General features: G+C 70.4%; 16 protein-coding genes and 1 pseudogene. 12 read left to right on the top strand and 5 right to left on the bottom strand.

From position 1 onward, the window contains the following. Window positions 1-133 precede the first annotated feature (133 nt). Window positions 134-936, bottom strand: a pseudogene (locus tag WMF12_RS39590) (IS5 family transposase). Between the two features lie 177 nt (window positions 937-1,113). On the opposite strand from WMF12_RS39590, the gene WMF12_RS39585 reads away from it, so the two are divergent. The 5 genes from WMF12_RS39585 (at window position 1,114) to WMF12_RS39565 (ending at window position 6,868) form a co-directional block, all read left to right on the top strand. Further along, entirely contained in the window at window positions 1,114-1,428 is a 315-nt protein-coding gene (locus WMF12_RS39585; protein ID WP_437853566.1) for a hypothetical protein, read from the top strand. Between the two features lie 653 nt (window positions 1,429-2,081). Beyond that, window positions 2,082-2,357, top strand: a complete 276-nt coding sequence (locus WMF12_RS39580) for a hypothetical protein (protein ID WP_437325399.1) — start codon at window positions 2,082-2,084, stop codon at window positions 2,355-2,357. A 556-nt stretch (window positions 2,358-2,913) separates the two neighbouring features. Further along, entirely contained in the window at window positions 2,914-5,295 is a 2,382-nt protein-coding gene (locus WMF12_RS39575) for a 3-hydroxyacyl-CoA dehydrogenase/enoyl-CoA hydratase family protein (protein WP_437853562.1), read from the top strand. A 9-nt stretch (window positions 5,296-5,304) separates the two neighbouring features. Beyond that, the gene (locus tag WMF12_RS39570; protein ID WP_437853560.1) at window positions 5,305-6,486 is read left to right on the top strand and encodes a thiolase family protein; all 1,182 of its coding nucleotides are present in this window, start codon (window positions 5,305-5,307) and stop codon (window positions 6,484-6,486) included. 124 nt (window positions 6,487-6,610) lie between these two features. Beyond that, window positions 6,611-6,868 carry a BolA/IbaG family iron-sulfur metabolism protein gene (locus WMF12_RS39565; RefSeq protein WP_437277255.1) on the top strand — a complete coding sequence of 86 codons (258 nt, stop codon included), beginning with the start codon at window positions 6,611-6,613 and terminating at the stop codon, window positions 6,866-6,868. A 28-nt stretch (window positions 6,869-6,896) separates the two neighbouring features. On the opposite strand, the gene WMF12_RS39560 is transcribed toward WMF12_RS39565, so the two are convergent. Next, the gene (locus WMF12_RS39560) at window positions 6,897-7,574 is read right to left on the bottom strand and encodes a DUF4215 domain-containing protein (RefSeq protein ID WP_437853559.1); all 678 of its coding nucleotides are present in this window, start codon (window positions 7,572-7,574) and stop codon (window positions 6,897-6,899) included. Between the two features lie 335 nt (window positions 7,575-7,909). Between WMF12_RS39560 and WMF12_RS39555 the strand changes: the two genes are divergently transcribed. The 5 genes from WMF12_RS39555 to WMF12_RS39535 all read left to right on the top strand — a co-directional run bounded on the left by WMF12_RS39555 (window position 7,910) and on the right by WMF12_RS39535 (window position 15,237). Then, the gene (locus WMF12_RS39555) at window positions 7,910-9,976 is read left to right on the top strand and encodes an OmpA family protein (protein ID WP_437853557.1); all 2,067 of its coding nucleotides are present in this window, start codon (window positions 7,910-7,912) and stop codon (window positions 9,974-9,976) included. A gap of 59 nt (window positions 9,977-10,035) precedes the next feature. Continuing rightward, window positions 10,036-10,542, top strand: a complete 507-nt coding sequence (locus WMF12_RS39550; protein WP_437853555.1) for a hypothetical protein — start codon at window positions 10,036-10,038, stop codon at window positions 10,540-10,542. A gap of 81 nt (window positions 10,543-10,623) precedes the next feature. Next, entirely contained in the window at window positions 10,624-12,414 is a 1,791-nt protein-coding gene (locus tag WMF12_RS39545; protein ID WP_437853553.1) for an acyl-CoA mutase large subunit family protein, read from the top strand. 305 nt (window positions 12,415-12,719) lie between these two features. Continuing rightward, complete coding sequence (locus tag WMF12_RS39540) at window positions 12,720-14,456, top strand: ABC transporter substrate-binding protein (protein ID WP_437741915.1); 1,737 nt, start codon at window positions 12,720-12,722, stop codon at window positions 14,454-14,456. A 133-nt stretch (window positions 14,457-14,589) separates the two neighbouring features. After that, a complete protein-coding gene (locus WMF12_RS39535; RefSeq protein WP_437853551.1) occupies window positions 14,590-15,237 on the top strand; it encodes a hypothetical protein in 648 nt (215 codons plus the stop codon). A gap of 43 nt (window positions 15,238-15,280) precedes the next feature. Here WMF12_RS39535 and WMF12_RS39530 read toward each other — a convergent pair whose 3' ends face one another. The 3 genes from WMF12_RS39530 to WMF12_RS39520 form a co-directional block, all read right to left on the bottom strand. After that, complete coding sequence (locus WMF12_RS39530; protein ID WP_437853549.1) at window positions 15,281-15,952, bottom strand: c-type cytochrome domain-containing protein; 672 nt, start codon at window positions 15,950-15,952, stop codon at window positions 15,281-15,283. Between the two features lie 181 nt (window positions 15,953-16,133). Beyond that, window positions 16,134-17,363 (bottom strand): AAA family ATPase, encoded by a 1,230-nt coding sequence (locus WMF12_RS39525; RefSeq protein WP_437853547.1) that lies wholly within the window; start codon window positions 17,361-17,363, stop codon window positions 16,134-16,136. 65 nt (window positions 17,364-17,428) lie between these two features. Further along, entirely contained in the window at window positions 17,429-18,367 is a 939-nt protein-coding gene (locus WMF12_RS39520) for an FKBP-type peptidyl-prolyl cis-trans isomerase (protein WP_437741911.1), read from the bottom strand. Between the two features lie 190 nt (window positions 18,368-18,557). On the opposite strand from WMF12_RS39520, the gene ppdK reads away from it, so the two are divergent. Both ppdK and WMF12_RS39510 read left to right on the top strand, forming a co-directional pair. After that, window positions 18,558-21,332, top strand: coding sequence for a pyruvate, phosphate dikinase (gene ppdK / locus WMF12_RS39515; protein ID WP_437853545.1), 2,775 nt, complete (start codon window positions 18,558-18,560; stop codon window positions 21,330-21,332). A 202-nt stretch (window positions 21,333-21,534) separates the two neighbouring features. Then, on the top strand, window positions 21,535-23,082 hold the full coding sequence (locus tag WMF12_RS39510) for a hypothetical protein (protein WP_437853543.1): 1,548 nt from the start codon (window positions 21,535-21,537) through the stop codon (window positions 23,080-23,082). Window positions 23,083-23,158 lie beyond the last annotated feature (76 nt).

Here is a 23,158-nt window from a genome sequence, read left to right as displayed (position 1 = left end):
GGGCGCGCGAACCGGAGCCCGGCCGATACGCGCAGCAGCGGGTTGCCCGGAGCGACAGGACGGCGACCGCGCTGCTCGGCGGCGTCGCTCTGCGGAGGCAGGCGCTCCTGGCGATGCAGGGCGATAAGAGCACCTAACGAAAGCCAGTTTGGACGTAACTGAGACAGATCAGGCAGACGGAGAGCTTGAGGAACCCACGGTGAATGTCGGCTCGCCGCTCGTAGCGTACGGTCAGGCGCCGGAAGCGACGCAGCCATGCGATCGTCCGTTCGACGACCCATCGATAACGGCCGAGCTTCTCCGAGAACTCGATACCCTTGCGAGCAATGCGGGGTACGATGTGGCGCAGATGGCAAGCCAAGCGCAGGGCCGGGTCGTCGTATGCCTTGTCAGCGTGCAGCTTCTTGGGGCGGCGCCACGGTCGGCCGCAAGGACGCGCGAGCGGCGGCACCGCGTCCACCATGGGGGTGAACATCTTCGATGTCATGGACGTTGACCGGCGTCATCTCGACGGCGAGCGGGATGCCACTCTGATCGACCAAGAGGTGATATTTCGAGCCCGCCCGGGCACGATCTGTGGGGTTCGTGCCGGTCTCTTGGCCCCCTTTTTGCCGGAACCAAGGAGGCATCCAGCGTAGCACGATTCCAGTTGATTTTGTCGGCCCCGCCGAGTTCATCAAGCAATGCCTCGTGGAGCCGACCCCACACCCCAGCCTGCTGCCAATCGCGCAATCTGCGCCAGCACGTCATTCCGCTGCAGCCGAGCTCTTGCGGTAGATGTTCCCAAGGGATCCCTGTCTTGAGCACAAATACGATCCCCGTCAGGGCGGTACGATCAGGCGTACGCGGCCGGCCTCCCTGCGGCTTCGGCTCCGTTTTCGGCAATAGAGGTTCGACTCGCTCCCAGAGCTCGTCCGGCACCAACAGCCTGCCCACCCTGTATTCTGCAGCACGTCCCTCATCGCTCAAGCGAGCGGACAAACGAGCGGCGTCAGCGGGGTAATGTCAGGCGCTGTTGGCCCTGGGGATGCAGGCCCCCCTACGTGCTGCCGCGTAAATACGCCGGCCCGAACTTCGACGAAGAGCTGAACACCAAGATTGAGTGAGAGCAAGATGGCCAAGGTCAAATTCGTGGAGCTCCACCTCGTCAGGGCGCACCAGGTGGTCGTCCCGCTGGCTCGCTTCGTCCTCGGGTCGGAGGGCCCCCCCGTGCAGATCGTGAAGCTCCACCCGAATTGCATGAACGCGGTGGGCGACATCCTCGAGCAAGGGCTGCCTAGCTACGAGCGCGTCTACAACCTCGAGGATGGGCTCGATTTCCTGAAGGCCTTGCGGCGAACCTATCACTCCCTTCGGTACTACGCGACCGAGGTCGCCGAGATGGACGAAGAGGAGGCGCTCCGTGGCTGCGAGGACGGCGAGGGGTAACGCGCGCGGGCCCACCGCGTCCGCCTCAACGCATGATCGACGCCTGAGCCCGGCGGCTGCGGGCGCTCGTCCCTGTGGGATGCTTGTCGTGAGGAGGGGACGATGGCGACGGACATGGCGACGACACAGGTGAGCGAGGCGCCGCGGCAGGCGTGGGTCCGCTGGCAGCGCGAGCATGCGGACATGGGCCTGACGGCAGCGCAAGTGGGCGCGGCGGTGGGCCGCACCGACCGGGCCATGTTGTTACTGAGCACCGTCGTTGATGCCGATGTAACGACCTGTCTCTCTCGCTGGCGAACCTCATCGGAGCTCACTCGCCGTCGTTCTTCACGGAGTCGGTGCGCGCGGCGCCTCGCATGCGCCGGCCCAGCGCCCACGCCGCGCCCACTTTCCGCGCCGCTATCGCAACGCCGTCCGAGCGCAGCGCGGACCCGGGGAGGCACGGTAGCCTCGCCCGCTACGCACACCACCTGAAGGAAGTCAACCCACATGCCCACACGCCGCCGCCGTCCGCAGGCGGCGTCGCGCAGGTCCGTCCCGCGCCGCCGCGCCGCCGTCCTCCGCGCCGCCGTCCGGAACCCTCGCCGAGCGGCGCGTGATAGCTTCACCCGCGCCCGCACGAGGCCGTGCGGGCACCCGTCATCGAGGAGACCATGAAGCGAGAGAAGCGACTGACCAAGCGCGAGCGGAAGGCGCTCGCGCCCGCGCGCCCGGCGCAGCCCCACGAGCACAAGCACATCCACTGCGTCGCCTGCGGCAAGCACCTCGATCCGGAGGAGTTCCTGGCGCAAGGGTCGGCGACCTGGATCCAGTGCCTGCACAAGTCGCGCTTCGCCACCTGCATCGAGTGCGTCGAGATCTCGAAGCGCCTCCTCGCCGAGCACGACCGCACCGGACAGCCAGTTCAGTCCGCTCAGGCATGGCACTGAGCGACCGACACCAGCCGACGCGCCTGCGCGGCCTCACCTGAGCACGCCTGCGCGGCCCACGGACGGCCTCGCCTGAGCACGCCCGCATCGCAGGCGGGCGCCCTGGACAGGTCGTCTCAGAAACCAACTCCCCGTCTCCCCCGCTCTCCCGGAAACGGAAACGCACCGAGGACGGCCAATCGCTGGAACGCACGGGTCGTCGGTAGTCCAGAGGACGCTGCCGCGTCCGCTCCGGATGCGCCGTCCCTCATCCGGATGCGCCACCCCTCATTCCGGTGCGCCGCCCCTCATCGCAGCTGCCGCTCGCACCACACACACGCGCTGGCCCGTGCGGTGTCCCACGTGCGCCGCCTCTCATTGCAGCTGTCGCTCGGTGTCGCACACCCGCGCTGGTCCGCCCGGCGTCCCGCGGCGCCTCGCCGATCAGCGCGCGCCCTCGACGGCGACGCGTAACCTTGCTCGCTCTCCCGCGCGGCCGTCCACCCCGGATACGCTTGCGCTCGGGGCCCTTTCCGTCAATGGTTTGCGCCCCATTCATCTCTCTCGGAGGATCTGCATGACGAAACCAATCCGCCGCGCGGGCGTCATCGGCGCGGGCGTCATGGGCAGCGGCATCGCCGCCCACTTCGCGAACGCCGGCATCGAGGTCCTGCTCCTCGATATCGTGCCCCCGAACCTCACCGACGCCGAAAAGAAGGACCCGGCCGCCCGCAGCAGGTTCGCCGCAGGCGGGCTCGAGAAGGCCCTCAAGGCCAGGCCCGCCGCGTTCTTCCACCCGTCGAACGCCCGCCTCGTGCGCACCGGCAACACCGAAGACCACTTCGCCGAGCTCGCCCAATGCGATCTCGTTATCGAGGCGATCATCGAGAAGATCGAGCCGAAGCGCGCCCTCTTCGCGCGGCTCGAAGAGGTCTTGCGGCCTGACGCGATCGTGGCGTCGAATACGTCCGGGCTGCGCATCGAGGAGATGATGCAAGGGCGCTCCGCGGACTTCCGCAAGCGATTCCTCGTCATGCACTTCTTCAACCCGGTCCGGTACATGAAGCTCCTCGAGCTCGTCCTCGGGCCCGACACCGATCCCGCCGTCGTCGCCCGCGTGCGGAAGCTCGGCGAGGACGTGCTCGGAAAGGGCCTCGTCTTCGGCAAGGACACCCCGAACTTCGTCGGCAATCGCATCGGCACCCACGCGATGCTGACCGCCATCCACCTCATGGTCGAGGAAGGCCTCGCGCCGGAGGACGTCGACGCCATCACCGGCGTCGCCATGGCCCACCCGAAGAGCGCGAGCTTCAGGACAGGCGATATCGTCGGGCTCGACACCTTCGCCCACGTCGCCGACAACTGTTACTCGGCGCTCGAGCGCGACGAGGACCGCGAGGTCTTCAAGATGCCCGCCTACGTCAGGAAGATGATCGAGGCGAAGCTGCTCGGAGACAAGACCAAGGGCGGCTCCTACCGCAAGGGCAAGGAAGGCCTGGAGACGTTCGACCCGGTGAAGCTCGAGTACCGCCCGCACGGCGGCGACGAGGCCATCAAGAAGGCCACGAGGTCGTGCGAGAAGATCGAGGATCCCGCCGCGCGCGTGAAGAAGCTCGCCAGCGACCCCGGCAAGGCGGGGCAGTTCGCCTGGAAGGTGCTCTCCCGCTCGCTCGCGTACACGGCGCGGCGCGTCGGCGAGATCGCCGACAGCATCGTGGCGATCGATGACGCCATGCGCTGGGGGTACAACTGGGAGCTCGGGCCGTTCCAGACCTGGGACGCGCTCGGCTTCGCCGAGACCGTCGAGCGCATGCAGAAGGACGGCATCAAGCTGCCCGAGTCGATCCTCCGCATGAAGCAGAGCGGCGCGACGTCGTTCTACCGCGCCGACGGGGCGGTGTTCGATCTGCTCAAGGGGGAGTACGTCGCCCAGAAGGTCGATCCGCGCAACGTGACGCTGGCCGGCGCGCGCGCGACCGCGAGGGGCGCGAAGGCCGTGCTCGCCAACGACGGCGCCGAGGCCTGGGATCTCGGCGACGGCGTGCTCGGCGTCACCTTCAAGACCAAGGCGAACAGCCTCGATCCGGACTCGATCGGGATGCTCTCGCTCGCCGCCGAGAAGGCCGAGCAGGACTTCCGCGCGCTCGTGGTCGTGAACCAGGGCGAGCACTTCTGCGTCGGCGCCAACCTGTTCCTCGTGGCCATGGCCGCGGGCAACAAGGACTGGGACGCGATCCGCAAGATGGTGAAGGCGTACCAGGACGCGACCCAGCGGCTGAAGTACGCGAGCGTGCCGGTCGTGGCCGCGCCCTACGGGATGACCCTCGGCGGCGGCCTCGAGCTCTGCTTCGCCTGCGACGCGGTGCAGGCCGCGGCCGAGACGTACGCGGGGCTCGTCGAGGTCGGCGTCGGCCTGATCCCGGGCGGCGCGGGGACGCTCAACATGCTCTGGCGCGCGCTGGAAGGGATCCCCGAGGGCGTGACGGTGCCGACGTACGACATCGTGACGCAGGTCTTCAAGAACATCGCCCTCGCCAAGGTCGCGACCAGCGCGGACGAGGCGAAGGCGCTCGGATTCTTCCGCAAGACGGACGGCGTCTCGTTCGACAGGGCCCGCCAGCTGTACGAGGCGAAGGCGCGCGCGATCGGGCTGGCCGAGGCCGGGTACCACGCGCCCGTGCCGCGCGCCTACAAGCTGCCGGGCGAGAGCGGGATCGCGACGCTGCAGATGATGATCGACACGCTCGTCGCCGGCGGCCACGCCAGCGAGCACGACGCGAAGATCGCGCGCAAGCTCGCCGAGGTGCTCTGCGGCGGCGCTGGCGGCGGGGCGCGCGAGGTGACCGAGGACGAGATCCTCGAGCTCGAGCGCGAGGCGTTCGTCAGCCTGTGCGGCGAGCCCAAGAGCGCCGAGCGAATGCAGTACATGCTGATGAACAACAAGCCCCTCCGGAACTAGGTGAACGCCATGGTCGACGTCGTAATTGCAGAGGCCGTCCGCTCGGCCGTTGGCCGGGCCCACAAAGGGTCGCTCGCGCTGAAGCGCCCCGACGAGCTCGCCGGCGAGGTCGTCGCCGCGCTGCTCCAGCGCGTCCCCCAGGTGAAGCCGGAGGACGTCGAGGACCTCGTCCTCGGCTGCGCCATGCCGGAAGGCGAGCAGGGGCTCAACATCGCGCGCGTCGTCTCGCTCCTCGGCGGGATGGCGCAGGAAGGGTCCGCGATCACCATCAACCGCTTCTGCTCGAGCGGGCTCCAGGCGATCGCGAGCGCGGCGGGCAGCATCGCGATGGGATCGCTCGACATCGCCATCGCCGGCGGCGTCGAGTCGATGACGATGGTGCCGATGACCGGCAACAAGCTGAGCGCGTCGCCGGAGGCGATGGAGCGGTGTCCGACGGTGTACACGCCGATGGGCATCACCGCGGAGAACGTGGCGAACCGCTTCCAGGTGAGCCGCGCCGACCAGGACGCGTTCGCGCTGAAGAGCCACCAGAAGGCGGCGGCGGCGCGCGCGGCCGGGCGCTTCGAGGACGAGATCGTCACCGTGAAGGGGGTGCGCTTCGAGAACGGCAAGCGCGCGACCTTCGATTTCCGCTCCGACGAGCTGATCCGCAAGGAGACGACGGCGGAGGCGCTCGCGGGGCTGAAGCCGGCGTTCTCGGCGAAGGGGAGCGTCACGCCGGGCAACAGCTCGCCGCTGTCGGACGGCGCCGCCGCGGCGCTCGTGATGAGCAAGGCGAAGGCGGACGCGCTCGGGGTGAAGCCGCTCGGGTACTTCCGGGCGTTCGTGACCGTCGGCGTCGACCCCGCCATCATGGGCATCGGCCCGGTGCCCGCGGTGCGCAAGCTGCTCGCGAGGACGGGGCTGAAGATGGCCGACATCGACCTCTTCGAGGTCAACGAGGCGTTCGCCTCGCAGGCCGTCTACGTGCAGCGGACGCTCGAGATCCCCGAGGAGAAGCTCAACGTGAACGGCGGCGCGATCGCGCTCGGCCACCCGCTCGGGTGCACCGGCGCGAAGCTCACCGCGACCGCGCTCTACGAGCTGCGCCGGCGCGGCGGCCGGTACGCCGTCGTGACGATGTGCATCGGCGGCGGCATGGGCGCGGCCGGCCTCATCGAGCTGGCCGGCGCGACCGCGCGCGCCTGACCCCACCGCGCCGATCCCGCCTCTCCCGTCCCGTCGCGTCGATCCCGTCGACAGCGCGCCCCGCCGCGGCCCGAGCCTCGCGCTCCGGCTTTCCCGCGGCGGGGCGATGGCCTATAGAGCGCCCATGCCGAGCCACTTGACGACCTTTCAGGGGTCGATCCCCGAGGCCCTGAAGCGGGCCATCGAAGAGAAGATTGAGGGCTCCACCGCCGAGGTGACCGGCGGCGGGGGCCACTTCAACCTGGTCGTGACCTCGCCGGTGTTCGCCGGCAAGAGCATGCTGGAGAGCCAGCGGCTGGTCTACGGGGCGATCGCCCACCTCATGGCCGGCGACCAGGCGCCCGTCCACGCGATCGACAGCCTAAAAACCCGGACACCCTGAGCGGGGGCGCCCCCGCTCAGGGCGTGGATCAGCGGTGGGGGGCGGGGCGTCGGTCGCCCTCGTCGTGGCAGGTGCTGCTGCAGCCGTCGCCGTCGGTGGTGTTGCCGTCGTCGCACTCCTCCGGGCCCGCCTCGATGCTGTCGCCGCAGATGGGGGCGCAGGCGCTGGGCTCGCCGGTGCACTGGTAGCCGTGATCGACGTCGCAATCGGGGCTGCAGCCGTCGCCGTCGACGGTGTTGCCGTCGTCGCAGCCCTCGTTGCCGATGAGCAGGCCGTCGCCGCAGAGCGGGCCGCAGGCGCTGGGCTCGCCGTTGCACTCGTAGCCCGCCTCGAGCACGCAGACGGCGTTGCAGCCGTCCTCGTTCCGGACGTTGCCGTCGTCGCAGGCCTCGGCGCCCCGCACCAGGCGGTCGCCGCACATCGTCGAGCAGATGCTCGGCGCGCCGGCGCAGGTGTAGCCGGGCTCGACGGCGCAGCCCGCGTCGCAGCCGTCTCCTGCCGCGGTGCCGCCGTCGTCGCAGGCCTCGGCGCCGCCCACCGCGCCGTCGCCGCACACCCCGCCCCCGGCGCCGCCGTTGCCTGCGCCGCCCTGGCCGCCGTCGCCCGCGCCGCCCTGGCCGCCGCCGCCTGCGCCGCCCTGGCCGCCGCCGCCTGCGCCGCCCTCGCCCGTGGCCCCGCCGGAGCCCGCCGTCGTCGTGCTCGACACGGCGCGGACAACTTCGCCCTACCCGGACGTCCCGGCGTTCGGCCGCGCGGCCCGCCGGCGCCCATCAGCGCGCATCAACTCATGATTCCGGCGGATCGCGGGCCCTCGCCCGGGAGCGGCGGGCGCGCGCCGCTCCCGGGCTGAGCGCCCGGCGCCGGGCGCGCGGCGGGTCGCGTGGCAGGCCGCGTGGCAGGTCCAACCAGGCGCCGCGATCGCTCGCGCCGCGAGCTGGCCGCGTCGTCTGTTTGACACCGGAATTCGCGCGGTGGTACGTGGCGCCGGGCGCCCCACGCGCTCGCCCGATAGCGACCTCACACGACCCCGAGGACCCTCCCATGACGCCTCGTTCCCCGTTGCTCCCCGCCGAACCGCTCCCAGGCGCTCCTGGGGCGAACGACGCCCGGCTCCCGGCCCAGGCGCGCCCCGGCCGAGCCTCCCGCCTGGGCGCCGGGCTGCTCTCCTTCGTCCTCGGCGCCGCGATGACCGCCGCCACCGCGGGCGACGCCGCGGCCCAGACGCGCACGGGAGACGGCGCCAACGGCGACGGCATGGACCTGCACCTGTTCCGGCCGGCGGTCGACTCCAAGGGGCTCTTCTCCGTCAACGGGGCGGACATCCTCGGCGCGAACGACATCAGCCTGGGGCTCGTGCTCGATTACGGGCACAACATCCTGCCGCTCACCGAGAACGACCGGGGAACGGAGGTGATGCTCAATCACGCGTTCCAGGGGACGTTCCAGTTCGATTACGGCATCGCCAACTTCCTGGTCGTCGGGCTCTCGGTCCCGGTGGTGCTCAACGGGGGCAAGCCGGTCGACGACATCGGCCCGGGCGGCAGCGCCAACTACAACGACGACTCGCTCGACGCGCAGGCGCTCGGCAACCTGGCCGTCCACGCGAAGGCGCGCATTCTCCGCCCCGATCAGGACGTGATCGGGCTCGCGGTGATCGCCCAGGCCGGGATCGGCGTCGGCGGGAGCCAGGACTTCGCGTCGGATCCGGGGTTCTTCTTCTGGCCGCAGCTCGTCCTTGAGAAGCGGCTCGGCACGACCAACCCGTTCCGGATCGCGGCGAACGTCGGCTACCGCGGCCACGCCGGGAAGAACCCGGTGTTCGGCCTGCGCCAGGACGGCGCGACCTTCCAGCTCGAGCACGGGGACCTCGAGTACTCCGACCTGATCACCGCCGGGGCCGGCATGAGCTACCGCGTCCTCACGCCGCTCGACCTCGTGGTCGAGACCTACCTGACCCAGCAGGTCGGCGGCGGCGACAGCGCCGAGCAGAAGCTGTCGGCCGAGGCGATCGGGGGCATCAAGCTCTTCATCGAGCGGAACAGCTTCCTCATGCTCGGCTTCGGGGTCGGGTACACGCCCGGGTTCCAGGCCGCGGCGCAGCGCGGGACCATCGGGTTCGTCTTCGAGCCGTCGATCGGCGATCGGGACGGCGATGGCATCAAGGACGATCAGGACGACTGCCCCGACGAGCCCGAGGACTACGACGGCTTCCAGGACACGAAGGCGGACTCGCCCCCCGGGAAGTACGGCTGCCCGGATCCGGACAACGACGAGGACGGCATCCTCGACGTCGACGACCGCTGCCCGAACAACCCGGAGGACCGCGACGGCGACGAGGACGACGACGGCTGCCCGGAGGGGAGCGACGGCGATCGCGACGGCGACGGCATCCTCGACTCGCGCGACAAGTGCCCGGACGACCCGGAGGACCGCGACGGCTTCCAGGACAAGGACGGCTGCCCGGATCCGGACAACGACAAGGACGGCATCCCCGACAAGTCCGACCAGTGCCCGAACGACCCCGAGGACAGGGACGACTTCGAGGACGAGGACGGTTGCCCGGAGCCCGACAACGACAGGGACGGCATCCCGGACGTGGCCGACAAGTGCCCGAACGATCCGGAGACGTTCAACGGCCTCGAGGACGAGGACGGGTGCCCGGACAAGGGCAGCGTCGTGATCGAGGAGAACAACATCGTCATCCTCGAGAAGATCCAGTTCGCGACCGGCAGCGCCGAGATCCTCCCGGAGTCGTTCGGCATCGTGCAGGCGGTGGCCGAGACGCTGAAGCACCACCCGGAGTTCACGATGATCGAGGTGCAGGGGCACGCCGACGAGCGCTCGGCCGACGCGTACAACCTCAAGCTGACCCAGGCCCGCGCGGACGCGGTCGCCGCGGCGCTCGCGCAGCGCGGCGTCAACAAGAACAGCGTTCGCTCGATGGGCTACGGCGAGTACTGCCCGATCGATCCGGCCCACAACGCGGCCGCCTGGGAGAAGAACCGGCGCGTCGAGTTCAAGGTCGTGCGAACCGACAAGGGGCCGACCAACGTGGAGCTCGGCTGCGCCCTGGCCCGCTCCAAGGGCGTCAACCCGCCGCCGCCCTGAGCGGAACTGCGGCGCCGCCGATCTGGACAGGACCGGTCGGGCCGGGAGAAAGTGAGCCCATGAAGGCCCGCGCCAGGCGCTCCGCCGCCACCTCGCTCGCCGTTGCGGTGCTCGCCGTGGCGGCGAGCGGCTGCATCAACACCGACGCGGCCGTGTTCGTCGAGCCGTCCATCGTGTCGCCCGGGGTGACCGTCTTCTCGCACGTGCTCGGGACCGGCATGACCGGGAGCTTCGCGCTGCAGCTCCACCTTGGCGCGCGGGCCAGCGGGCCCAGCCGCGTCGCGGTGCGCACCTTCGCGATCACGAGCGCCGATCAGAAGACCTCGATCATCGAGCCGCTCCCCGTCGAGACCATGGCGGCGCTGCCGGTCGAGGTCGCTCCGGACAGCGACGTCTTCGTGCCGTTCAACGTCGATACCGGCCCTCAGGGCGGGATGCTCCCGGCCGACGTCGCGGCGGCGCTCTGCGCCCCGGAGGGGATCCGCATCACGGGCGCGATCGAGGACTCGCTGGAGGACGGGGCGACGCCGGTCGCCTCCGCGGTGCTCCACCCGGTCTGCCAGTGATGCGGCGCACGCCCGCCGCCCCGGCGCGTTCGCTGGTATTGCCTGGCGTCGCCGCGCGCGCGCCGCGCTAAAATGCCGGCCATGGCGCCTCGAGAGATCACCCCCCCTCCGGAGACCGCGGCGGACCGCGCGGTCGGGTCACCGGAAAACGCCGACGCGCTCCGTTCCACGAACGGCGGGGGCGGAGAGGGGCTCGCGCTCGACGAGGCAGGGCTCGCGGCGCTCCGGCGCGCGGTGGCCGCGTGGCGCGCGGGCCCGGTCGCCGAGGCGTCGGCGCGCTTCCCGCCGCGGAGCGAGCGCTTCACCACGTGGAGCGGCATCGACGTCCCCGACCTCGCGACCCCGGCCGACGCGCCGGTCGACCACGCGGCGGATCTCGGGCTGCCCGGGGAGTACCCGTTCACCCGGGGCGTCCAGCCGACGATGTACCGCGGCAGGCTCTGGACCATGCGGATGTTCGCGGGCTTCGGCACGCCGGAGCAGACGAACGCGCGGTTCAAGTACCTGCTCGCAGAGGGCCAGACGGGCCTGTCGACCGCCTTCGATTTCCCGACCCTCATGGGCTACGACTCCGATTCTCCGCGATCGCTCGGCGAGGTGGGGATGTGCGGTGTCGCGGTCGACACGCTCCGCGACATGGAGGTGCTCTTCGACGGCATCCCGCTCGACCAGGTGACGACGTCGATGACCATCAACGGCCCCGCCGCCGTGCTGCTCGCGTTCTATATCGCGCTCGCCGACAAGCGCGGGATCCCGCGGAGCCGCATCGGCGGCACCGTGCAGAACGACTGCCTCAAGGAGTTCATCGCCCAGCACGCCTGGCTCGTCCCGCCGCGCCCGGCGATGCGCGTCGTGACCGACATGATCGAGTTCTGCGCGCGCGAGGTGCCGCGGTGGAACTCGGTGTCGATCAGCGGCTACCACATCCGCGAGGCGGGCTCGACCGCCGCGCAGGAGCTCGCGTTCACGCTCGCGGACGGGCTCGCCTACGTCGAGAGCTGCGTCGCGCGCGGCCTCGACGTCGACACCTTCGCGCCACGCCTGTCGTTTTTCTTCGACGTCCACAGCGACTTCTTCGAGGAGATCGCGAAGTTCCGCGCCGCGCGCCGCATGTGGGCGCGGTTCCTCAAGGTGCGGTACGGGGCGAAGAAGGCCGAGAGCATGAAGCTCCGGACGCACGCGCAGACGGCCGGCGTGTCGCTGACGGCGCAGCAGCCGTACAACAACGTGGTCCGCGTCTCGCTCCAGGCGCTCGCCGCCGTGCTCGGCGGCACCCAGTCGCTCCACACGAACTCGCTCGACGAGACGTACGCGCTCCCGACCGAGGAGAGCGTGACCATCGCCCTCCGGACCCAGCAGATCATCGCCCACGAGAGCGGGGTCGCGAACACCATCGATCCGCTCGGCGGGAGCTATTATGTGGAGTGGCTCACGGACCGCCTGGAAAAGGAGGCCCTCGAGTACATCCAGCGGATCGACGAGATGGGCGGGATGGTGGCCGCCATCGAGAAGGGGTATCCGCAGCGCGAGATCGCCGCATCGGCCTACAGGTTTCAGCGAGAGCTGGAATCGAACGAGCGGATCACTGTGGGCGTCAACCGCTACGCCGCCGTGGGCGAGAAGACGATCCCCCTCCTCCGGATCGACGAGGGGGTGCAGCGCGTTCAGTGCGAGAACCTGGCCCGGGTCAAGGCCCAGCGCGATCAGGACCGGGTGCGGCGCGCCCTGGCCGACGTGAGGAGCGCCGCGCGCGGCCGTGACAACCTGATGCCGCCCCTCATCGCGGCGGCCAGCGCGTACGCGACCGAGCAGGAGATCTGCGACGTGCTGCGCGACGTCCTGGGGACCTACAGCGATCCGGCCGAGTTCTGAGCGCGCGGGAACGCGCGGGATGAAAGCGAGCGCGCGCGCGGCTTGCTGCGGTGCGCCGCGGCCCCGGCGTGCGCATCCGATCAGGTCGCGGGCGGCGCGGTGGCCGGGGAATCCCTCGATTCGTCAGGTTGACACTTCTCTACCTCGGCCGGTAGAGTGCGCCGGCGTCAGGTCGCCGCAGTCGCGGCTCATCCGTGGCGCCGCCGTACGGTCTGCTGTTGTCGCTGCGCTGCGGCGCTGCGAGCTGTCGGTCGAGTGAGAGGATCGTCGTGGGCGACCGAGGTCGCCGCGTAGGGAGCAAGCTTATGAAGAGTCGATCCATGTCGCGCCGCATTTTTGCCCTTTCGGCGCTCGTCCTATCCGTCGGCGCCACGGCGGCCTGCGACAACAAGGGGTCCGAGTCCGGTGGCACGGCGCCCGCGGGCTCGGCCGGGGCTGCGGCCGGTCCCGCTGCGAAGGGCGATGCGAAGGGCGGCGCGAAGTTCGTCACCATCTCCAGGGAGCAGCAGGCGTCCTGGGTTCGCAACTTCAACCCCCTTCTCGGCGAGGGGGCCACGCGCTTCCCCACCGTCGCGGGCATCTACGAGCCCATGATCGTGTACAACACGATGAAGGGCGAGTACGTCCCGTGGCTCGCCACGAAGTACGAGTGGAGCGACGCGAACAAGAAGCTCACCTTCACGACCCGCCCCGAAGTCAAGTGGTCTGACGGACAACCCTTCTCGGCGAAGGACGTCGCGTTCACGTTCGGGCTCCTCAAGAAGTTCCCGGCGCTCGATCTCACGGGCGTGTGGAAGCTCGTCGAGTCGGTCGAGGCCAAGAGCGACAGCACGGTCGAGTTCATCTTCAAGGAGGCGTTCGTCCCCGGCCTCACCTACATCGGCCATCAGCCGATCGTGCCGGAGCACAAGTGGAAGGACGTGGCCGACCCGGTCACGTTCACGAACGAGAACCCGGTCGCGACGGGGCCCTTCACCGAGGTGAAGACCTTCCAGAACCAGATCTACGAGCTCGGCAAGAACCCGAACTACTGGCAGAAGGGCAAGCCGGCGGTCGAGGGGCTCCGCTTCCCGGCGTACCCGGGCAACGACCAGGCGAACCTGGCGCTCATCAACGGCGAGGTCGACTGGGCCGGCAACTTCGTGCCCGACATCGACAAGACCTACGTCGCCAAGGACCCGGAGAACAACCACTACTGGTTCCCGCTCGTCGGCGGCACCGTGACGCTCTACCCGAACGCCACGAAGAAGCCGTTCAACGACATCAAGCTGCGCAAGGCCATCAGCATGGCCATCGACCGCGCCCAGATCGCGAAGGTCGCGGTCAACGGCTACACGGTCGGCGCGGACGGGACCGGGCTCGACGACGCCTACGGGCGCTGGCGCAGCGACAAGGCCGCCGCGGCCGGCGACTGGACGACCTTCGACGTGGCCAAGGCGAACGCCCTCCTCGACGAGGCCGGCTACGCCAAGGGCGCCGACGGGATCCGCGCGAAGGACGGCAAGCCGCTGAAGTTCGACATCAACGTCGTGACCGGCTGGTCCGACTGGGTGCGCGCGGTCCAGATCACCACGCAGAGCCTGAAGGCCGTCGGCATCGAGGCCACGCTGAAGACGTACGACTTCAGCGCGTTCTTCGAGGCGCTCCAGAAGGGCACGTTCGACATGTCGATGGGCTGGACCAACACCGAGCCCACGCCGTTCAACTACTACCGCGATCTCATGGCCCCGGAGTTCGTGAAGGCCGTCGGCGAGGTCTCGAACCGCAACTGGCACCGCTTCTCCGCCAAGGAGGCCGAGCCGCTGTTCAAGAAGTTCGCGGCCGCGACGGATCCGGCGGAGCAGAAGAGCATCGTCGAGGAACTGCAGATGATCTACGCCACGCAGGTGCCGGTCATCCCGCTGTTCAAGAACCCGTCCTGGGGCGAGTACAGCACGAAGCGCTTCGTCGGGTGGCCCAGCAAGGAGAACCCGTACGCGAAGCTGTCGCCGAACAACTCGCCGGATTACCTGCTCGTCCTGACCGAGATCAAGCCGAAGTGACGGCTCCTGCGCTGCGCGCCGGGCGTCCGGCGCGCAGCGTGTGTGTTCTCGCCTAGCAGCGTTTCTCTCTCTTTTCTCTCCGACTCAGCACAAACCTTGGCCGCCGGCGGCGCCGGTGCGAAGATCGCGCTGCATGCTCCTCTCGGGCGTCCAGATTGCGCGCTTCGCTGCGCTCCTCTCCGGAGTCTTCCTCGCCGCCTGCGGCGGCAACCAGCACGCTGGCGCCGCGGCGTTCTGGGAGGGCGACACCGTCGATCCCGCCGCGCCGGCGGATCAGGCGGGCGCGAAGAAGAAGGCGCCGCGCAGGGCTTTCGGCGCGCCCGACGATTTCGGCGGCGCCCCGTCGACGCCCGAGGAGCGGGCGCCCTCGTCGTGGGTGGGCGTGCGGCACGATCTCTCGCTCGCGCGCGCCGACTCGCGCAAGGAGCGCTGCAGCTGCCTGGCCGTGGAGGTGGGGGAAGCGCGCGATCCCAGGTTCCAGTGGGCCGCCGGCGCGCCGGAGACCTCGGCCAATACGCTGGCCATCGCGCTGAGCGCGCGCGGGGTGCCCTGCCCGGGCGGCGCTCCCGACGAGGAGAGCCGGCGACCCTCGATCTCGGCGGTCGATCAGGAGGGGAACGATATCGTCATCGAGGTCGAGGAGCTGCCCACAGGACGGCCGCTCGCGACGGGCGCCGTGATCCCGAGGCCCGCTCCGGGCGGGGCGATCTACGTGAAGGGGCGCAGCGCGAAGATCCCGTATGCGCGCGCCGCGGGCGGCGCGCGCTGCAAGGTCTACTGAGCGCCTGCGCTGCAGGGACAGGCGCTGAGCCGGGCCGAGGGGCTCACTGGGGAGCGCCGGCGCAGATCCAGTCGTTGATCTTCTTGATGCTGGCCTCGGGCAGGGCCATGCCCGAGGCCGGGGGCGGCATGCGCGTGTCGTCGCCGCAGAGGCCGGTGCCGCGCACCTTGTTGATGATGTAGCTCTCGCTCGGCTTGCCCGGCACGACGAGCATCTTGCCGGCGCATTCCGTGCTATCCCCGTCGACGAGCTCGCCATGGGCCGCGTTCGCGCGGAGATCGAGGCCGGCGGCCGCGGGGCCGGCGTTGCCGTGGCACCCCGCGCAGTTCGTCGTCAGGATCGGCCGCACGTCAGCGAAGGTCGCGGTGTCCGCGCCGCAGAGGGGGTCGCTGGGAGCGGAGCCGCCTTCGCCGCCGGTGCCAGCGCCGCCGGTGCCGCCACCCTGGCCGCCCGTGCCGACATCCGCGCCGCCGGTGCCGCCTTGGCCGCCGGTACCGACATCCGAGCCGCCGGTGCCGCCGCCCTGGCCGTCGGTCCCGCCGGTGCCGCCGCCCTGGCCCGCGCTGCTGCTGCTGCTGGTGCTGCTGCTGGTCGAGCTGCTGGTGCTGGTGCTGGTGCTGGTGTCGGTCTCGCCACCATCGTCAGAGCAGGCAGCCGCCGAGAACCCGATGGTCAGACAGAGGACCAGTTGAAGTGCAGTTTTCTGAGAAAGCATGTGAGGACCTCTTTGACGCTGTGTTCGCGCGGCGAGCGCCGCGCTGTCGATTCGCGGAGGACCCTAGATGGCCTTGTGCGCAGCCACAACGCATTTCAAGAGAATGAAATTGGTTATCGTTATCGCGAGCCCGCGACACTGCAATGCAATGATAGAGCTGTACAGGGGTTGTTCGCCGCGTCTACGCGGAGAGCGCCTTCGAGGAGAGCAGCTCTCCGGGATCGCGCTCGGCCAGGTCCTCGAAGCGCGGGAGGTCGGCGAGGCGGCGCGTCGTCGTGGCGGAGGTCTCGGGGTCGCGCTGGAACGCGATCGCGCGGCTGAGGCCCTGCTTCGACACCCCCCTGAGCAGCGCGGGCGAGTGCGTCGTCGCCACGATCTGGCAGACGGAGGGCCGCGCCGCCCCCTCGAGGAGCTGCGCGAGCACGGCGGCGCGCTCGGGGTGCAAGCCGGCGTCCGGGTCCTCCACGAGGAGGAGCGACCCCTCCGGCGCGGTGAGCACGCCGGCGATCTTGCCGAGCGCGCGCAGCGCGCCGTCCGGGAGGCTCGGCGCCGGGACGCGGGCGCCGCCCTTCTCGACGAGCACCATCATGACGTCGCCGAGGCCCGTCTCGGCGAACTCGATATCTTCGATCTCGGGCGCGAAGATCGAGCGCACCCAGCCGAGCACATCGGCCTTGTGCTCGGCCTCCTGGCAGAGCCAGCGGAGCACGGCGGAGAGGTTCTGCCCGCCGGCGCCGAGGTTCTCTATCTCGTGCGGCACATAACCCCTCATCCGCGAAGGATCGATGTCGAGCGACAGCGTGCTCCGCATCGCGACCTGGAGCGCGTTGCAGAGCGCGATGACGTCCGCGAGGCTCACGTCCTCGCCGCGCCCGCGGTGGTGCTCTATCTGGCCGAGCAGGCTGCGCCGGGCGGGGTTGCGATCCATGGATGCGATCCGCATCGAGCGGCCCTTCTTCGACGCCGCCTTCATCGCTCCGCCCGAGGCGAACCCCTCCAGCCCCTTCAGCGCCGACGCCGGCGTGTCGAAGAGCGGGCCCCCGGCCGACTTCGCCTCGAGCGACTCGTGCTCGACGATCACGTCAGGCTCGACCTGACACGTGATCTTGTGTGTGAGCTCCTCCTTCCCGATCGCCCATCGGCTCTCGATGGTGAACGATTTGGCGCCCCTGTGCGTGGCCCCTTGCGTGCCGCCGCGCAGGCCCGGCCACACCTCGCGCCTGCCGTCGACGCGACCGCGGAAGATGTCGCACAGGGGTAGATCCAGCCCGACGCCCTGCAGGAAGCGCAGGGCGTCGAGGAAGTTGCTCTTCCCGGAGCCGTTGGCCCCGAGCAGCAGCGTGAAGGGGGACAGCTCCACCGTTTGATCGGCGAAGCTCTTGAAGTTCCTGAGTCGGATCGATGTCAGCATGCCTGGCCGCTCGCAGCCATCATGTGACCAGGCAGTCGGCCGGATGTAAAGCGCCGGCCGACGGTTCAGCGAAAGTCGATGAGCTCGACGTCGAACACCAGCATGCCGGCGGGCGCGCCGGGCCGTGTGGGCTTGTCGCCGTAAGCGAGGTCGGCCGGTATCCAGAATCGCGCCTTCTCGCCTTTCACCATCAGCTGTAAGCCCTCGGTCCACCCCTTGATCACGCCACCCACCGGGAAGGTGGCCGGCTCGTCGCGGACGATGGAGCTGTCGAACATCTTCCCGTCGGTCGTCCAGCCCGTGTAGTGGACGACGGCGCGGCTCGTCGGCTTCGGGTGCTCGGTGCCCGTGCCCTTCTGCAGGACCTGGTAGGCGAGCCCGGAGGCGGTCTTCTTCGCGGTCTTCGGCGCCGCCTTCACGTCCTTCGGCGCGGGCGGCGGCTTCGGCGCGGGGGCGAAGTCGAGCAGCTCGACGTCGAACACCAGCATTCCGGCCGGGGCGCCCGGCTGGGCCGGCGTGTCGCCATAGGCGAGAGCCCCGGGGATCCAGAGGCGGCGCTTCTCGCCCTTGCTCATGAGCTGGAGCGCTTCCGTCCACCCCTTGATCACGCCGCCCACCGGGAAGGTGGCCGGCTCGTTGCGGACGATGGAGCTGTCGAACATCTTCCCGTCCGTGGTCCACCCCGTGTAGTGGACCGTCACCTTGTCGTCCGGGCCGGGATGCGCCGTGTCCTTGCCCGGCGCCAGCACCTTGGACGCGAGGCCCGATGCCGTCTTCTGCGCGTCGGCGGGCGGCGCCGCGACGTCCGGCGGCGCGGGCAGGCCGGCGGGCTCGGGCGGCGGCTGCGGCGAGGCGGCGGGCTCGGGGGTGGGCGCCGGCGGCGGGGCCGGCTTGACCGAGGCGCTCACCGGCGCGTCGGCGATCGCCTGTGAGGCGGGCTTCTGGTCGCACGCGGTGAGGGGGACGGCGAACATCGCAACGAGGACGAGAGAGAAGCGCTTCATGCGCGGCTTCATAGCTCGTCCGCCGTCGAGAGCCGGTATTTTTGTGAGGTGCACGCGTGAGGTGCACGCCGCGGTTCCGACGGCTCTGGATCCGATAGGGGCCGTCGGCGGTCGGCCGTCCGTCGTACCTCCATTCCGCCGTTCGACGGCTCTCGACCTGACTGCGAGGACGGTCTAGCGTGCGCCCGCCATGGGGAGATCGATATATTTCTTCGGCGCAGGGCAGGCGGACGGGGACGCACAGCAGAAGGATCTGCTCGGCGGAAAGGGCGCGGGGCTCGCCGAGATGACCCGCCTCGGCATCCCGGTGCCGCCGGGCTTCACGGTCACCACCGAGGTCTGCAACGCCTATTACGCCTCGGGCAAGGCGCTCCCCGCCGGCGTCGAGGACGAGATCAAGGCGGCGATCGGCCGGCTGGAGTCGCTGCACGGCGCGGAGTTCGGCAGCCCCGAGGCGCCGCTGCTCGTGTCGGTCCGCTCGGGCGCGCGCGCGTCCATGCCGGGAATGATGGATACCATCCTGAACCTCGGCCTGAACGACGAGATCGCGCGGGGGCTCGCGCGGCGCACGGGCAGCGAGCGATTCGCGCTCGACGCCTATCGGCGGTTCATCCTGGCGTATGCCGATATCGTGCTCGGCGTGCCCCGCGACCGCTTCGAGGAGGCGCTCGGCCGCGCGCGCAGGCAGGCCGCCGCGAAGCGCGGCGTCGACGCGACGCGCCTGAACTCCGCCGAGCTCGAGCGCAAGGTGCCCGACTCCCAGCTCGATCCGGAGTCGCTCGCGGCCTTGATCCAGCGCCAGAAGGATATCGTCCTCGGGGCGACGGGCCGCCCGTTCCCCGACGATCCCTACGCGCAGCTCTGGGGGGCGATCGGCGCCGTATTCGATAGCTGGAAGAACCACCGGGCCCAGGTGTACCGGAAGATGCACGATATCCCGGAGGCCTGGGGGACAGCTTGCACCGTCCAGGGGATGGTGTTCGGCAACCTGGGCGACGACTCCGGCACGGGGGTCGCGTTCACGCGCGATCCGTCGACCGGAGAGCGGCGCTTCTATGGCGAGTGGCTCCCCAACGCGCAGGGCGAGGACGTCGTCGCGGGGGTGCGCACGCCGCACCCGCTGTCGAGGATCGGCGCCGGCGAGGGCGGCGGCGGCGGCGTGGACGACGAGAGCTCGCTCGAGGCGCGGATGCCCGCGGCGTACGCGGCGCTCGTCGAGGTGCAGGGCAAGCTCGAGCAGCACTTCCGCGACGTGCAGGACCTGGAGTTCACGATCCAGCAGAACGAGCTCTTCCTGCTCCAGTGCCGCACCGCCAAGCGCACGGGCCGCGCGGCTGTGCGCATCGCGGTCGAGATGGCCAAGGAGGGCCTGATCAGCCAGCGGGAGGCCATCCTGCGGGTGGATCCGGGCTCGATCGATCAGCTGCTGCACCCGAGCATCGACCCGAGCGCGCCGAAGTCGCTGCTCGCGCGCGGCCTGCCGGCGAGCCCCGGGGCGGCGACGGGGCAGGTGGTGTTCAGCGCGGACGAGGCGGAGCGGCGCGCGGGCCAGGGCAGGGCGGTCATCCTCGTGCGGTCCGAGACGTCGCCGGAGGACATCCACGGCATGAAGGCGGCGCGCGGCATCCTGACGGCCCGCGGCGGCATGACGAGCCACGCGGCCGTGGTGGCGCGGGGGATGGGCAAGAGCTGCGTCGCCGGCTGCTCGGCCATCAGCGTGAGCCAGGGCCGGATGGCGGTGACGATCTACGACGATCACGGGCGCGCGACCGGCACGATCACGGTGAAGGACGGCGATCTCATCACGCTCGACGGCGGCACCGGCACGGTCTATCTCGGAGCGGTGCCGACCATCCCGGCGGCGCTGAGCGGCGAGTTCGAGGAGCTCATGGCCTGGGCCGACGCGGTCCGGCGCCTCCGGGTGCGGTCGAACGCCGACACGCCGCACGACGCGAGGACGGCGCGCAACTTCGGCGCCGAGGGCATCGGGCTCTGCCGCACCGAGCACATGTTCTTCGACGAGGAGCGCATCCAGGCGGTGCGCGAGATGATCCTCGCGGACGGCGAGCTCGGGCGGCGGCGCGCGCTCGCGAAGCTGCTCCCGTTCCAGCGCAGCGATTTCGTGGGCGTCTTCCGGGAGATGGCCGGCCTGCCGGTGACGATCCGGCTGCTCGATCCGCCGCTGCACGAGTTCTTGCCGCAGGACGAGGCGCAGCTCCAGCAGCTCTCGAGGGCGACGGGCGTCTCCGCGGAGGATCTCCAGCGCAAGAGCGAGGAGCTCGCCGAGTACAACCCCATGCTCGGCCACCGCGGCTGCCGGCTGGCGATCACGTCGCCGGAGATCTACGAGATGCAGGCGCGCGCCATCCTCGAGGCGGCGTGCGAGGTCGCGGCGGCGGGCATCGAGGTGGAGCCGGAGATCATGATCCCGCTCAGCATGACCCGGCGCGAGCTCGCCCTCACGCGCGAGCTCGTCGAGGGGGTCGCCGAGAAGGTCTTCGCCGAGAAGGGGCGGCGGGTCGACGTCCGGTTCGGGACGATGATCGAGCTCCCGCGCGCCGCGCTCAGGGCCGGCGAGCTGGCCGAGGAGGCCGAGTTCTTCAGCTTCGGCACGAACGATCTCACGCAGACGACGCTGGGCATCTCGCGCGACGACGCGGGCCGGTTCCTCGGCGCGTACGTCGAGGCCGGCATCTTCGCGAAGGATCCGTTCCAGTCGCTGGACGTGCCGGGCGTCGGAGAGCTCGTGGAGATCGGCCGGGATCGTGGGCGCGCGGCGCGGCCCGGGCTGAAGCTCGGTGTCTGCGGCGAGCACGGCGGCGATCCGAGCTCGATTGCGTTCTTCGAGCGGGCGGGGCTCGATTACGTGTCTTGCTCCCCGTTCCGCGTCCCCATCGCCCGCCTCGCCGCGGCGCAGGCGGCGCTCGCGGCCGAGGCCGCGAGGGGTCCGCGCGCGACGGACTGACACCCACCCTCCGGCGACATATGCCCGGACAGGGCGTCGGGACATCCGTTCTCACGAGCGTGCTTTGATTACGCTCGTGCGAGCTTTGGTATCGCGCCAAGTCTGCTAAACCAGGAACCTCGCTGTTCATCGCCGGTGTCTCGCCGGGCGCGCCTGCCTGCCCGAGCCGCTCCACCGCGCGCTGGCGAGACATGGAGGTTTCATGCGTCATCTCGGCGTCTCCTCTGCGCTCCTCGCATTTCTCGGGGCCGCGACATCGGGTGCGTTCGTCGCGGTCGGCTGCCACGCCTCGGGTCCGCGCGTCGAGGTCGGCGCGAGCGGCGGTGCGCCCGGCGACGGCGGAGGCGGCGCGGGCGGCGGCGGCGGCGCGTCCGAGGGCGGCAGCGGCAGCGGTGATTTCGTTCCGGATAACGGCCTTGGCGGGTCTGCCCCTGGCGACGACGACGCCGGCGCCGGCGATGCTGCCGTGAACCCGTGCGGGACCCAGTGCGGTCCCGAGGAGCTCTGCGATCTCAACCACCTCGGCCTCGACGACGACTGCGACGGTCAGGTCGACGAGACGTGCTCCTGCGTCGCGGGGCAGGCGCACGCGTGCTTCATGGGCGATCCGTCGTACCGCGGGGCGGAGGGGTGTTTTCCGGGCACCGAGCTTTGCAACGAGGTGGGCGTCTGGGGGCCCTGCGTCGGCGGCAGCCACGCGACCGAGGCGTGCTTCAGCGAGAACCCCGCGGGGTGCCACGCGCTGAGGGTGCCTCCGTTCGCGAACGTGGATCTGAAGGAGGGGACAGGCACGTTCAGCGTGGACGCCGAGCCTGGCTCGGAGACCTGGAGCGTCGTTTGCCCCGCGGGCATCGACCCGTGTCCGGCGGTCTCCGGGGCGAGCCCGGCGGATGATTACAAGCCGCTCCAGTCGGGGGAGTACAAGGTCATCTACACGAAGCGCCTCGCCGACGGCGCGACCGACTCGTGCGAGTATGCTCTTTACGTCGGCGCGCCCGGCCTCCGGGTCGAGCTCGAGTGGGAGCACGACCTCGGCGGCGAAGGGGTGGATCTCGATCTGCACCTGCACAAGCCGGGCGACACGCGGCCGTGGGCCGTCGCCGGCTCGCCGGACGACTGCGGTTACAACAACTGCACCGTGGACACGCTGGGGTCGGATCCGGAGCTCCGGTGGTTCAGCGACGGCGCGTCGCCGCCGGAGCCGGTGAGCTGGTATGCGGACCCGGAGGAGGCCAAGAACACGTGTTATTACGCCCCTCGCGGCGCCGGGCAGGCGTGGCGCGATCTCGGCCAGGGTTGCTACAACCCGCGGCTCGATATCGACAACATCACGTGCGACCCCGACGTCACGAACCCGGACAGCGATGATTTTTGCGCGCCCGAGAACATCAACGTGGATTTTCCGCCGTTCGGGCAGTGGACGCGGATCGGCGTCCATTACTACTCGGCGCATGGCCGGAACTACGCGGTTCACCCGCGGATCAAGATCTTCTGCAATGGCTCCCTGGGGGCGGATCTCGGCCCGACGGGGTTCTACGACCCGGAGGCGCCCGTCACGTTCGCGCCGGCCGACGGGAGCACCCGGTACTGGCTGGTCGCCGACGTCGCGTTCGTCGACGGGGGGGAGTGCGGGGAGGACACCTGCGTGGTGAGGCCGCTGTACGAGGACGAGACGCTGAAGACGCCGCTGCTGACGACGCGGTCGTCGGTGGAGTCGAGCTTCGGTCCGGCGTACCCGCCGCCGCCCTGATCGCCGGTCTCCCCGGGGCCGCGGGGGCGCCCGCGGCCCCGCGCGCGGGCGCTTTACAGGGGCGGCGGGGCGGTGC

Origin of the sequence: Sorangium sp. So ce363 (assembly GCF_051520435.1) — a bacterium.
GTDB lineage: Bacteria > Myxococcota_A > Polyangia > Polyangiales > Polyangiaceae > Sorangium > Sorangium cellulosum_B.
The sequence above is the reverse complement of the archived record's forward strand: the minus strand, read 5'-3'. Positions and strand labels throughout refer to the sequence as shown.

What these genes read in the sequence shown, in the direction of transcription:
- WMF12_RS39585 (WP_437853566.1), top strand. Translation starts at nt 1,114, where the DNA reads ATGGCCAAGGTCAAATTCGTGGAGCTCCACCTCGTCAGGGCGCACCAG.
- WMF12_RS39525 (WP_437853547.1), bottom strand. Translation starts at nt 17,363, where the DNA reads ATGCTGACATCGATCCGACTCAGGAACTTCAAGAGCTTCGCCGATCAA.
- WMF12_RS39540 (WP_437741915.1), top strand. Translation starts at nt 12,720, where the DNA reads ATGAAGAGTCGATCCATGTCGCGCCGCATTTTTGCCCTTTCGGCGCTC.
- WMF12_RS39555 (WP_437853557.1), top strand. Translation starts at nt 7,910, where the DNA reads ATGACGCCTCGTTCCCCGTTGCTCCCCGCCGAACCGCTCCCAGGCGCT.
- ppdK (WP_437853545.1), top strand. Translation starts at nt 18,558, where the DNA reads ATGGGGAGATCGATATATTTCTTCGGCGCAGGGCAGGCGGACGGGGAC.
- WMF12_RS39570 (WP_437853560.1), top strand. Translation starts at nt 5,305, where the DNA reads ATGGTCGACGTCGTAATTGCAGAGGCCGTCCGCTCGGCCGTTGGCCGG.
- WMF12_RS39580 (WP_437325399.1), top strand. Translation starts at nt 2,082, where the DNA reads ATGAAGCGAGAGAAGCGACTGACCAAGCGCGAGCGGAAGGCGCTCGCG.
- WMF12_RS39545 (WP_437853553.1), top strand. Translation starts at nt 10,624, where the DNA reads ATGGCGCCTCGAGAGATCACCCCCCCTCCGGAGACCGCGGCGGACCGC.
- WMF12_RS39565 (WP_437277255.1), top strand. Translation starts at nt 6,611, where the DNA reads ATGCCGAGCCACTTGACGACCTTTCAGGGGTCGATCCCCGAGGCCCTG.
- WMF12_RS39550 (WP_437853555.1), top strand. Translation starts at nt 10,036, where the DNA reads ATGAAGGCCCGCGCCAGGCGCTCCGCCGCCACCTCGCTCGCCGTTGCG.
- WMF12_RS39575 (WP_437853562.1), top strand. Translation starts at nt 2,914, where the DNA reads ATGACGAAACCAATCCGCCGCGCGGGCGTCATCGGCGCGGGCGTCATG.
- WMF12_RS39530 (WP_437853549.1), bottom strand. Translation starts at nt 15,952, where the DNA reads ATGCTTTCTCAGAAAACTGCACTTCAACTGGTCCTCTGTCTGACCATC.
- WMF12_RS39510 (WP_437853543.1), top strand. Translation starts at nt 21,535, where the DNA reads ATGCGTCATCTCGGCGTCTCCTCTGCGCTCCTCGCATTTCTCGGGGCC.
- WMF12_RS39535 (WP_437853551.1), top strand. Translation starts at nt 14,590, where the DNA reads ATGCTCCTCTCGGGCGTCCAGATTGCGCGCTTCGCTGCGCTCCTCTCC.
- WMF12_RS39520 (WP_437741911.1), bottom strand. Translation starts at nt 18,367, where the DNA reads ATGAAGCGCTTCTCTCTCGTCCTCGTTGCGATGTTCGCCGTCCCCCTC.